Below are 12,088 nucleotides of genomic sequence, written 5' to 3'. Positions count from 1 at the left end.
TGCCTCCTATTCCATGGCGATTATTTCAATCTTATTGCAGCCTTTCTTATCAGAAAGCTTTTTTACCAATTGATCCGGAGTGACATCCATTGCTTTGGTGTCCACCGTAATTGTCAGCGATGCCACATCCATAACAGGTATGTTTTGATTTATAGTCAGTATATTTCCTTTTAGAGAAGCTATGACATTTATAATATCAGAAAGGACTCCCGGCTCATGCCTCAGAAGCATGAAAAGATTAACTATCCTGCCCCTCTCCTGAGTGGTGTAGTCAAATACCGTGTCCTTATATTTATAAAAAGTGCTGCGGCTCAGAGCTACCATCTCACAGGCCTGCTGTATGGTGACGGCATCTCCCCTTTTCAGCAGTCTTTTTGCATTTATTACCTTCTCAAAGACATCCGGCAGCACATTGGATTGAACTATAAGCATTCTATCCCCAGTCATTTTTACATCTCCCTTCTGTACGCTTCATAAATACACTTGTCTATCACATGAACATATATTAGCACAAATACGGTAAGTTGGCAAGAAAGAACTCAGGACTCAGAGCTCAGATCTCAGGAACTAGGGTATTCCTCATGGGCCTTTTTTAAGAACACGGATTTACACGGCAATTGATGTATTTATAACCACTGAAAGACGCTGGCTGTGTGCAGTCTGTCATTGTTCTCCGTTCCCCCATTTGCCTATTAGCCTATTTGCCCATTACCTGATATTGAAAAATCTTAAAAAGAAATGTATATTGGAAATGGATTATTTTTGTCGGGAGAGATGATATATGTCTGAAGTAGTGGTAAATGTCACCAGAGATCCTATAGTGGAGAATATCCACAGGGGTGATATCGTTGTTGTAAACGGGGAAGGCAGGACCGTCGCATATCTGGGAGATCCGGACAAATTTACCTGCATGCGCTCTGCTGCCAAGCCTTTTCAAGCCTGTGCAGTGCAAGAGAGCGGTGCCATTGACTATTTCGGTCTGACGGAGAGGGAACTGGCGGTAATGTGCGGTTCTCATTATGCAGAGGATTTCCATGTCATGGCGGTGCTTTCCATACTATTTAAAATTGGATTGGATGAGCGTTATCTGAAATGCGGCCTATCCTATTCTTTGAGTGAAAAGATTACTATGGAGTATGTTAAAAAAGGCATTGAAAAGAAAAGCGTATTTCATAGCTGCTCCGGCAAGCATGCCGGTATGCTTGCTATGGCAATGAAGGAGGGCTTTGATGCCAACACCTATTTGAGCCCTGACAATCCGGTGCAGCAGAGGATATTGGGGCTGATAGCCGATTTTGCCGATATAGACAAAGAAGAAATAGAAATAGCCATTGACGGCTGCGGCGCTCCTGTTCATGCGATGCCTATAAGCAATATGGCAAAGGCTTATATGAAGATGGCTAACCCTTCCCACCTTGAAGAAAAGCATGCTGCAGCCGCAAGAAAAATAGTTATGGCTATGACCGGCTATCCTGAAATGATTGCGGGCACAAGGGGCTTTGACAGCGAGCTTATGAGAATCACCCGAGGCAAGCTGGCAGCCAAGGTCGGATCGGATGGCGTATATTGTGTAGGTGCTGTTAGAAAGGATATCGGCATAGCCGTAAAAATAGAAGACGGCAATATGCAGATATTATCCTCAGTGGTCATGGAGACCTTAAAGCAGCTTGAATTGATAAGCGATGAAGAGTTGGCAGAGCTCAAGCATTTTCATATCAGAGATATAAAAAACAGTCAAGGAGATAAAATAGGAGAGATAAGGCCGATTTTTAGGTTGATAGGAAAATAGGGGGAGACGGAATACCCCATAGAGAGAGGAGCGATTTTATGAATATAGTAAACACCCTTAGCCTTGAATTAAATATCAAGCCATGGCAGATAGAGAATACCATAGAGCTTATAGATGCAGGCAATACCATACCTTTCATTGCAAGGTACAGGAAGGAGCAGACAGGAGAACTGTCGGATACGCAATTAAGAGAATTGGGTGAAAGGCTGGAATACCTTAGAAATCTGGAGAACAGAAAGGCTGAAGTCATAAGGCTCATAGACGAGCAGGGCAAGCTCACAGATGAGCTGAAAGCAAAGATAGAAGCGGTAAAGGTGCTTCAGGAGGTGGAGGATTTATACCGGCCCTATAGGCCCAAAAAGAGGACCAGGGCTTCCATTGCGAAGGAAAAGGGGCTGGAGCCTCTGGCTCAACTATTATGGGAGCAGAAAAAATCCAATGAGAGCCTGGAGGAAATCGCATCCCAATACATAAATCGGGAGCTTGGAGTAGAAACCTGGGAAGATGCTTTAAAAGGAGCTATGGATATAATTGCTGAGGATATCTCGGACAATGCGGATTACAGAAAATTTATCAGGGAATTGACCTTTAATCTCGGCACCATAAGCACCAAGGGCTTGACGGAGGAAAAGTCCGAATACCAGATGTATTATGATTTTGCAGAGCCTATAAAGAAAATACCGTCTCATAGAGTATTGGCCATAAACAGAGGAGAAAAGGAGAAGATGCTTTCAGTCAAGATCGACGCACCTAAAGACAGAATAATACCCAAGCTGGAGGCAAGCATAATAATAGAAAGATCCCCCTATGGAACGATACTCAGCGATACGGCGCTGGATTCCTATGACAGGCTCATTGCTCCTTCTATAGAAAGAGAAATAAGAAATGAGCTCACAGAAAAAGCTGAGGAGCAAGCAATAAAGGTATTTGGAACCAATTTAAAAAATTTACTGCTTCAGCCTCCCATAAAGGGAAAGAGTGTTATGGGCTTTGACCCTGCCTATAGGACCGGCTGCAAGATAGCCGTACTGGACGATACAGGCAAGCTTTTGGATACCACGACGGTTTATGCCACACCTCCGCAGAATAAAGTGGAGGAAGCCAAAGAGGAATTGAAAAAGCTTATCAAAAAGCATAATGTAGAGATAATTTCTCTGGGAAATGGTACGGCTTCAAGAGAATCTGAAAAAATATGCGCAGAGATCATAAAGGAAACGGATAAGCCACTGCACTATATTGTGGTCAATGAAGCAGGAGCTTCGGTGTACTCCGCATCTGAGCTGGCGGCAAAGGAATATCCGGATGTAAATGTTTCTTTAAGGGGTGCCATATCTATAGGAAGAAGGCTCCAGGATCCTCTGGCGGAGCTGGTCAAAATAGATCCGAAATCCATAGGAGTAGGCCAATATCAGCATGATGTGTCTCAGAAAAATTTATCGGGAGCCTTAAACGCTGTGGTGGAGGACTGCGTGAACTCTGTCGGGGTAGATCTGAATACTGCCACTCCGTCTCTTCTGCAATATGTATCCGGCATAAACTCTGCAGTGGCAAAAAATTTGGTGGCCTATAGGGAAGAAGTCGGCAAGTTCAAGAGCCGAAAGGAGCTTTTGAAGGTGAAAAAGCTTGGAGAAAAGGCCTTCGAACAGTGCGCGGGCTTCCTGAGGATACCCGAATCCCAAAACATACTGGATAATACGGCAGTGCATCCTGAATCCTATGAAGCAGCTACGATACTGCTTGAAAAGCTGGGATGTGATAAAAGCGAGCCCAAATTACTGGCAGAAGTCCTGCAGCAGGTCAACGGCCTTAATGTTGAAAAGCTTTCGGAGGAGATAGGTGTAGGAGTGCCTACATTGAGGGATATAATAAAGGAACTGCAGAAGCCGGGCAGAGACCCAAGAGATGAGATGCCTAAGCCCATTTTTCATACCGATGTGCTGGAAATGAAGGACCTGAAGCCGGGCATGATACTTACAGGGACCGTGAGGAATGTAATAGATTTTGGAGCCTTTGTGGATATTGGCGTCCATCAGGACGGTCTGGTCCATATATCGGAGCTGGCAGATAAATTTGTTAGGCGTCCCATGGAAGTTGTACAGGTTGGGGACATTGTAAAGGTCAAGGTGCTGGAGGTGGATCTGGAAAGAAGCCGGATAAGCCTGAGCATGAAGGGCTTGAACTGATCCGGTCCGCCGCCCTGAGCGGCAGCAAAGGAATGAAAAAAAAGGTATAATCGGAAGAAAAAGCAAAGAACCAATAAAACATTGTTTTAAAAAAAATATAAAACGACAACTGAATATAACAAAATTTGCCTTCCCACCTATAGTAATATAGTCCTGTAGAAAATAAGTCCTTTATACTATATGGGAGGCAATGAGATACACTTTCTAAATGGGCACCTGGAGTGTATTTAGCCAATGGTGCAACCGACCCATCTACTTACAAATGTAGGTGGGTTTTTCTATGTGTGCCAGGCATGGCTTTAAAATAATTATTTTTCTCCTTCGATGGCGCTTATCATTTATTTGGAGCAAATGCATAAAATATTTCCATAGAATAAAATTCTAAGGAATAAAAAAGATGGAAAAGTCAATACTATAGCTGCAAATATAGTAAAAAATTCCTATGTATATAGGAATAAAACCTTATTCATGTCCATATATTTAACTAAAAAAATCAGAGGGATACGGGGGGAAGGAACGATTGATAAAAAAGTATATCAAAATATTCTTTGATGTGGTCTGTGCAGCCTTGGTTTTGTGCCTTGCACTTTTTATTTTTTCCTCTTTCAAAGCGAAATCAGATCCAAAGCATGTTCCCGGTATCGGAAGCTTCAAATTTATGTATGTTCTGACGGGCAGCATGAGCCCTGCTATTAAGCCGGGAGATATGATAATAACAAAGGCTGTAAAGATGGAGGAACTGGATAAAGGGGATATCATAACCTTTAGAGCCTCCGGAAACACATTGGTGACTCACAGGATAACAGATAAAAATCCGGACGGAAGCTTTGTCACCAAAGGAGATGCTAATAACGTAGAGGATTTAGACCTTAAGGCCAATAGCGAAAACATCGTAGGCAAATACATTTTCAGGATACCCAAAGGGGGATATGTGACCAAATTCATCCAGACTCCCATCGGCATGGTGCTTTTTATATTGGTACCCGTAGGGGTGCTGGCTGGAGGAGAGATAAAGAATTTTCTAAAAGAGATGGATGAAGAAGAAAAGAGTAAGAAAGAAGAAAAAGCTGAGGATATAAGGGGCTAGCCCTTTATCAACATATATGCCCGTTAAGGATATGAAAAATACATGGGAAAGGAGTAATTTGGATAACAATGAATTTTTTCGTTAAAGATGGAGGATGACAGGGCTTAGGTTTCGGTATCAAAAAAAATAATTTAAAAATTGGGAGGAAGAAAAAATGAAAAAGAAAGCGATAATCAGTTTAGTATTGATAGCAATGCTGGCCTTTGGTATAGGTGCAGGATCCTTCGCGTGGTTCACAAGCCAGGCAACAAGTGCAGATAATGTGTTTACGGCAGGTACATTGGAGATTAAGGCTAATGAAACAGTTCAGTTTAGCAAAGATATTTCTAATATATATCCAGTTTGGTCCGATTCCAATACCATAAAAATTAGCAATACTGGCACATTGCCTTTGAAGTTTAGGGTAAGCATGACAACATCCAATGATACGGGGCTGTTCAGCGGCAATCATCCCCTTCAGATTAAAATAAATGACGGTGAGTGGGTCAATGTTGGAGCATTCCAGCCTGTAGAATTCAATACACCTTTAGCAGCCGCAGGAGAAACAGATTTAGTTATGAGTTACAGACTTCCTGAAGGAGCAGACAATAGCTATCAAGGTAAAGCAGGCACACTAAACTTTACTTTTGATGCAACCCAGACCGAAAATCCAGGATGGACTCAGCAATATACCCCAGCTAATTAATTGTGCAGCTTGCTAAAAAGTAAATAGGAGGAGATTGAATGAAAAAGAAATTTCTCGCTATGATGATAGCCGTAACTATACTCTTTAGCTTAGCTGGGGTCGGCACCATGGCATGGTTTACCAGCCAGGCAGCCAGCACAGCAGCGTTCCAAGCAGGCACATTGGAGATAGAAGCCGGTGGTGGAGAAGGCACTATAGCAAACTTTACAATACAGAATTTGCAGCCATCCTTTAATTACGAAGCTGAAAATGACAGAAACGAGCCGCCGCAATATGCCTATGATCCCGAAAAAGGATATTTTGACCTGATAAATAAAGGTTCATTGTCCTCAAAGGTTTATAGATTGACAGTAGAAAATGTAAGACAGAATAACCTGACGGGAGAGCCGGTTAGCGATGCGTTATTCAATGATTTCTTGAAAAAACTGTATGTAGCTGTAACCGCAAAGGCTTATGATGGCGTTGAAGATGATATCCTCTATGTAGGGAGCCTCTACAAAATGATATATGACAACGGAGGATATTTTGATCCCTTTATTTTTATGAATCAAGGAGATAATAGAAAGGTTGAATTTGCAGTAGCCCTTCATAAGAGTGCAGGCAACGAATTCCAGAAGCTAGGATTGAAGGCCGACTTCACTATACATGCAATGCAGGTAGAAGAGCCTCTGCCAGGTGAAGAGAATCCGACACAATATGCTGCATTATATAGCGGTCAGAACTTCTCGTTGAAAGCCAGAGAGGAATATCATACAGACGTTTATAATTCCCTGGATCCTGATGTAGGTTTTAATGGATACGGATATACCTTCCAGTTCAACGAAACCCAAAAGACATTTAAATCTATGGAATTAGAGCTCCGTCATGAGTCTGATAATAATCATGATGTGAAAGTAACAAGAGTCCTTCTGGTATTAGACAGATTGACTGAATTGGAAGGGTTGAATAGGAAGGATGTTGACTATAAAGAGGTATTGGGCTCCAACAATAAATATATATATATTAAGAAAGACGCTTTCTCATCTGATTGGAAATTGGTAAACGTAAGAGCCACATATACCAATGGTGATAATTCTGTTATAGATACAGAATGGGTGCCTTACTTTATAAATGCAGACTAAATAACTTCCCTATCCGCAGCCGGCATCATGGCCGGCTGCGGATAAATCCTAATAAGCGTTTAGCCCAAGGAGGTAGATAAAAGAGAGGTGTTTTCATGAAGAAAAGATTGATCTATATAATTCTTATACTATCCATAATGATGTACACATTAGGCCGCGGCTCCATATCATGGTTTATGAGCACTGCTTCCAGCGAAGCCAATGCCTTTACCGCAGGCACCCTCAATATGGCTATAGGAGAGGGGGAGAACGGTTCAGGGCAGATCGACCTTGGAGGACTGGCGCCTGATAGGGTATTGGAGCAAAGGACAAAGATAGTAAATAAGGGGACATTGCCCTGCGAATTATATGGTATAAGATTTTCCCGGGACAGTATTGCCGGACTGACCGATTTGTCGGATGCTTTGAATTTTCATATCTATTTTACCCATGGCAAAGATAAAGATATAACTGCTTTAGACATTCCTGTATTTTACAATTATGTAGATACTATAAAAGAAGACCTCATAATTTTTTATCCAATAACAGTTGAATCAGAAGATGAAATAACCATGGTATTCAGGGCTGAACTGGATCTGATGCAGATAGAAGAAAGACATCGCGATGCAGAAGATAGCCTGCTGGAATTTGAAATATTGGCATCTCAATTGGGTACTCCTCTTGGGGAGCTATCGGAGCGCTATGTGCTTTTAGAAGGAGATAAAGTTGTGCAGGAGGCGCTGAATGGCCTGGATGACTCAGATGTGCTTGTAGTAGAGGAAGGGGAATACCAATGCGACAGACTGATTTTAGATGATAAAGAGAATATATCAATAGTCGGTATTGGAGAGGGAGATATACCGGAATTCAAGCATATAGAGGATAGCAATAATAGCAAGAAGAGCAATCCGGATCAATATTTCTTAAGTATTGAAAATTGCAGCGGCGTCATCATGAGAAATATATTCCTGGGCTATTATAAGGATAACAAAGCATTATCAGGTGAGGCTTCAACAAATGGAGCAAAGCTTAAAAAGCCTCTTTATATTGATGGTGACTATAATCAGGTTAATACTTATTTTTGCGGAGAATTTGAAGGAAAGGTTAATCAGGGACATATAGAGGTTATAGGGCGCAATAACATAATATTTATTGACGATAACCGATACAATCCACCTCGATCATAGATGAGAGAGAAGGTGATCAATTTTGTGGCGTAAGAAGGCCTATTTATTCTTATCGGTATTTATACTCATATTTTGCTCATTGGGATTTGCTACTGTCTCGGCAGATGAAGGAAATATAATAAATATTGACCTGACATCCGGCGGAAGCAGATCGGGAGCCCTATTTGGCGGCGGCATGCTGCTGGCTCCCGGCGTATCTCAAAACGGCATCATGAGGATAAACAATCAAACGGGGCAGACTGTAATTGTGAGAAGCTTAGCCTTGTCACAAAACGAGATAAGGGGAAAAGACGGAGCCATCATTGAGGATAAAGAAAACGAATACTATAAGGCTTTTGTAAATAATATTGAGTTTGATATAAAGGTCAAATTTGGTGGATTGATACCTTATAGAAAAACCATTACATTGGGACAATGGATGGAGACGGCGTTAGAATTGGGCATGGGAAGTACAAAGATTAAAAACGGCCAATCAGTGGATATCGACTTTACGGTGAAGATGCTGGGCGGGGCGGGAAATACAGCCCAGGGGATATCAGCCAAAGCTGATATTACGGCAGTATTGGCGGGAGATAAGGATGATGAAGAACCCGTAAAGCCTCCAAAGGACAAAGATGACGACGATGACGGCAGTGTCAGAACGGCGGCGGCAGCAAAGGCGCCTGAAAAGCCAAAGCATATTCATATCTTTAGCGATATAGACGGTCACTGGGCTGAGGATTATATTCATAAATTAGGCTGTGACTTAGGGTATGTGAACGGCTATGGAGACGGAGCCTTCAGGCCGGATAGAAATATTGCAAGGGCTGAGGCGGCAAAGATCATTGTCAATGTGAAGAAGCTGAAGCCGGAGGAGGGCAAAGCCGGGTATAAGGATAGATTGTTCTTTGCTAATTGGGCAAAGCCTTATATCTATACGGCTACTAAACATGGCATAGCAAAGGGCTATCCTGACGGACAATTCAAACCCAAGAAGGAGATCACCAGAGACGAGGCTGTAGCTATGATAATAAGGGCTTTTTATGATGATAAAGAAGAAGCTGCAAGCATCCTCTCAGGAGTTTTTAACGATGAGAAAACCTTTCCGATGTGGAGCAAAGGATACCTGGCCAAGGCATACAAGGAAGGGATAATCAACGGTTATCCTGACGGAAGCTTTAAACCGCTCGGTAAAATAACGAGGGCTGAATTTGTATCCATTATCGTAAGATATTTAGATAAAGAGTAATACGGGGAGGGAGATTGTATGAAAGTAAGCAAAAAAGCTTTAAATATTCTTGGAGTTGCTTTGGTATATACTGTGACATCTTCCTTTGTAGCATTGATGCCCCAAGATTTGATAGCTACAAAATCATATTTCAATGTAAGCGGGCGTGTAAATGCTGCAATAAACACTTTAAAATCAGATAAAATTATTTATGTGGATGCAGAAAGCTTCGATGCAAAGAAATGGATACAAACCGGTGCTGCAAATATATATATCATTAATGCCAGGGATGATGGGAAGCCAATTGTAGTATATTTTGAAATAATAGGCAATCTCAGAAATTTGATAGGGGGAATAAGCCCTATAAAAGTATATCCCGGAGATAAGGGTGAAGAGCTTGTGATGCCCATAAGGGATATCAGCATGTTTGAGCTTAGGGATAATACTTTTTCCGGCACTATTAAGGTAAGAGCATTCAATGATTATATAAATGATTTTGAAATAGAGATTCCAGAGGTAGAGGGCAATGATATTCTATCTATGAGGAGAGACCAATGGCCGTACGGCGGCGGTGAAACCTCTCTTATGAGCATGCAGACAGATGGTGCGATGGCTATTGATATTTTAGGCAAGTATAACATCAATACCTATAAGGATATGGCTAAGTTCATTAATGACTTTGAGATATTGGAGGAAAAGTTTAATGATCTGCAAAAGTCATACGATGCTTTGCTTGCAGAGAAAGAAGAATTGATCAAGGAAAAGGAAGAGCTTATGAGAAACAATGAGGCTCTATCCAATGATAAGGAACAGCTTCTTGGAGAAATTGACAGGATCAAAAATGAAAAGGATCAGCTGGCCCGGGATTATGAGTCATTGAGTAAAGACGCTGAGAGGCTCAGGAACCATACTTGCCCGAGTCCGTCAACGGGAGGTTCACCGATACCGGCCCAGCCGCCGGCGCCTGCAGAACCAATACCGACGGACCCTGTACCAACGGACCCTGTACCAACGGACCCTGTACCAACGGACCCTGTACCGACGGACCCTGTACCAACGGATCCTGTACCCGGCGACCCGACACCTGAAGAGCCTACACCCACCGAGCCTGCTCCAAGTGACCCGGAACCGACAGAGCCGCCGGCACCTTCAGAACCGGCGCCTGCCGATCCAGCTCCCGGTGATCCGGCACCGGCTGAACCAGCACCGGCTGAGCCAGAGCCCGCAGATCCGGGCGGTGAAGATGGTGGCGGTGGTTCACAACCGGGCAATGCAGATATAATAGATAACGGAAGCAAGGATGATGATGATGCGGGCGAAGTGATGCCGGAGGATGCCGGAAATGACAATGTTCCGCCCGATGATGGCGGAGCGAAGCCAGATGGAGATAATGTATCAAGTGCAATAAAGGACATGGCGGATAAGCTGAAAAACTATATATGATAATTTTAAATATAATCACTCTCGGCGGAGTGATTATATTTATTTTTACCCTATAGGAAACCGCCATTAAATATCTTTTCATACACATTTCATTATTATATAATGAGGTATAGGGGCTGGGGCCTCAATACGAAATAAATGAGGTGATATTGCTATGATACTTATAAAAAACGGCAAAATACTTACAATGGCCGGCAAGGATTATGATATGGGAAGCGTGCTTATAGATAACGGCAAGATAATAGCTGTGGGCAAATCTGTAGAAGCACCGGAAGATGCCTTGGTAATGGATGCAGAGGGCAAAATAGTAATGCCCGGTATGATAGATGCTCACTGCCATCTGGGAATGTGGGAAGATTCCATAGGCTTTGAGGGGGCAGACGGCAATGAAATGACAGACCCTGTTACACCCCAGCTTAGAGCTATAGACTCTATAAATCCTATGGACAGAACCTTTGAAGAAGCGCGGGAAGGCGGCATAACTACGGTATGCACCGGCCCGGGCAGCGCCAATGTAATAGGCGGCACATTTGCGATCATTAAGACCTATGGTAAAAGAATCGATGATATGATAGTCAAAGAACCTGCAGCCATGAAGATTGCCTTTGGGGAAAATCCTAAAAGGGTTTATTCTGAAAGGAAGCAGTCCCCGTCAACCAGGATGGCTACCGCAGCCATATTGAGAGAACAGCTTATGAAAGCCAAAGCCTACAAGGAAAAGCTGGAAAAGGCCAAGGAGGATACGGATAAGAAGCCGGAGCTGGACATAAAGATGGAGGCATTGCAGAAGGTCATCAATAAGGAAATACCCTTGAAAGCCCATGCTCACAGAGCGGATGACATATTCACAGCCATAAGGATTGCAAAGGAGTTTGATGTGGATATCACATTAGATCATTGCACGGAAGGCCATCTCATAGCTGATGAACTGGCCAAGGAAGGGAAATATGTGATAAGCGGACCCCACCTGACGGAAAGATCAAAGCACGAATTAAAGAACAAAACCTTTGAATCTCCTGTGGCGCTTTGGAAGGCAGGAGTTAAGTTCTGCATAATGACGGATCATCCTGTTATACCGATCCAGCATTTGCCTATCTGCGCCGGTTTTGTTGCCAAAGAAGGCCTGGATGAAATGGAAGCTTTGAAAGCCATCACAATCTATCCTGCCGAGATACTTGGCATAGCTGACAGGGTGGGCAGCATCGAAGTTGGAAAGGATGCGGATATCGCTATATTTGATGGGCATCCCTTCAATACAACCGCCAAAACGGAAGCAGTGCTGATAGACGGACAAGTTGTTTATCGAAGGTGATATATAAGCTGTTAGGTCATCGCATGGTAGGAAGCCTGTTCATAGATTTCTTCAATGTCGGCATAATTACGACATTTATGAATTTTGTAAAAAAA

Annotated in this window: 10 protein-coding genes and 1 riboswitch; of the genes, 9 read left to right on the top strand and 1 reads right to left on the bottom strand. The window is 42.8% G+C overall.

The window, feature by feature from the left end:
• Positions 1-6: 6 nt before the first annotated feature.
• Positions 7-447 carry an ACT domain-containing protein gene (locus tag AC4HCY_RS18955; protein WP_323433334.1) on the bottom strand — a complete coding sequence of 147 codons (441 nt, stop codon included), beginning with the start codon at positions 445-447 and terminating at the stop codon, positions 7-9.
• Positions 448-781: 334 nt separating this feature from the next.
• On the opposite strand from AC4HCY_RS18955, the gene AC4HCY_RS18950 reads away from it, so the two are divergent.
• The 9 genes from AC4HCY_RS18950 to AC4HCY_RS18910 all read left to right on the top strand — a co-directional run bounded on the left by AC4HCY_RS18950 (position 782) and on the right by AC4HCY_RS18910 (position 11,993).
• Positions 782-1,789: an asparaginase gene (locus tag AC4HCY_RS18950; protein WP_491094887.1), complete on the top strand. Its 1,008-nt coding sequence runs from the start codon at positions 782-784 to the stop codon at positions 1,787-1,789.
• Positions 1,790-1,827: 38 nt separating this feature from the next.
• The gene (locus AC4HCY_RS18945; protein ID WP_491094886.1) at positions 1,828-3,972 is read left to right on the top strand and encodes a Tex family protein; all 2,145 of its coding nucleotides are present in this window, start codon (positions 1,828-1,830) and stop codon (positions 3,970-3,972) included.
• Between the two features lie 174 nt (positions 3,973-4,146).
• Positions 4,147-4,230, top strand: a riboswitch (cyclic di-GMP riboswitch).
• A 262-nt stretch (positions 4,231-4,492) separates the two neighbouring features.
• Positions 4,493-5,059, top strand: a complete 567-nt coding sequence (locus AC4HCY_RS18940) for a signal peptidase I (RefSeq protein ID WP_491094885.1) — start codon at positions 4,493-4,495, stop codon at positions 5,057-5,059.
• A 154-nt stretch (positions 5,060-5,213) separates the two neighbouring features.
• The gene (locus AC4HCY_RS18935) at positions 5,214-5,744 is read left to right on the top strand and encodes a TasA family protein (RefSeq protein WP_323433338.1); all 531 of its coding nucleotides are present in this window, start codon (positions 5,214-5,216) and stop codon (positions 5,742-5,744) included.
• 38 nt (positions 5,745-5,782) lie between these two features.
• Positions 5,783-6,865, top strand: a complete 1,083-nt coding sequence (locus AC4HCY_RS18930; RefSeq protein WP_491094884.1) for a TasA family protein — start codon at positions 5,783-5,785, stop codon at positions 6,863-6,865.
• Positions 6,866-6,960: 95 nt separating this feature from the next.
• A complete protein-coding gene (locus AC4HCY_RS18925) occupies positions 6,961-8,031 on the top strand; it encodes a hypothetical protein (RefSeq protein ID WP_491094883.1) in 1,071 nt (356 codons plus the stop codon).
• Between the two features lie 22 nt (positions 8,032-8,053).
• Positions 8,054-9,259, top strand: a complete 1,206-nt coding sequence (locus AC4HCY_RS18920) for an S-layer homology domain-containing protein (protein ID WP_491094882.1) — start codon at positions 8,054-8,056, stop codon at positions 9,257-9,259.
• An 18-nt stretch (positions 9,260-9,277) separates the two neighbouring features.
• Entirely contained in the window at positions 9,278-10,681 is a 1,404-nt protein-coding gene (locus tag AC4HCY_RS18915; RefSeq protein ID WP_491094881.1) for a hypothetical protein, read from the top strand.
• A gap of 154 nt (positions 10,682-10,835) precedes the next feature.
• Positions 10,836-11,993 (top strand): amidohydrolase, encoded by a 1,158-nt coding sequence (locus AC4HCY_RS18910; protein WP_491094880.1) that lies wholly within the window; start codon positions 10,836-10,838, stop codon positions 11,991-11,993.
• The last annotated feature ends 95 nt before the right edge of the window (positions 11,994-12,088 follow it).

This window comes from Lutispora sp. QWL-02 (genome assembly GCF_058315355.1).
The sequence above is the reverse complement of the archived record's forward strand: the minus strand, read 5'-3'. Positions and strand labels throughout refer to the sequence as shown.

Excerpts from the sequence above, each read along its gene's own strand:
- AC4HCY_RS18915 (WP_491094881.1), top strand. The coding sequence starts at position 9,278 with ATGAAAGTAAGCAAAAAAGCTTTAAATATTCTTGGAGTTGCTTTGGTA.
- AC4HCY_RS18950 (WP_491094887.1), top strand. The coding sequence starts at position 782 with ATGTCTGAAGTAGTGGTAAATGTCACCAGAGATCCTATAGTGGAGAAT.
- AC4HCY_RS18910 (WP_491094880.1), top strand. The coding sequence starts at position 10,836 with ATGATACTTATAAAAAACGGCAAAATACTTACAATGGCCGGCAAGGAT.
- AC4HCY_RS18925 (WP_491094883.1), top strand. The coding sequence starts at position 6,961 with ATGAAGAAAAGATTGATCTATATAATTCTTATACTATCCATAATGATG.
- AC4HCY_RS18955 (WP_323433334.1), bottom strand. The coding sequence starts at position 447 with ATGACTGGGGATAGAATGCTTATAGTTCAATCCAATGTGCTGCCGGAT.
- AC4HCY_RS18945 (WP_491094886.1), top strand. The coding sequence starts at position 1,828 with ATGAATATAGTAAACACCCTTAGCCTTGAATTAAATATCAAGCCATGG.
- AC4HCY_RS18930 (WP_491094884.1), top strand. The coding sequence starts at position 5,783 with ATGAAAAAGAAATTTCTCGCTATGATGATAGCCGTAACTATACTCTTT.
- AC4HCY_RS18935 (WP_323433338.1), top strand. The coding sequence starts at position 5,214 with ATGAAAAAGAAAGCGATAATCAGTTTAGTATTGATAGCAATGCTGGCC.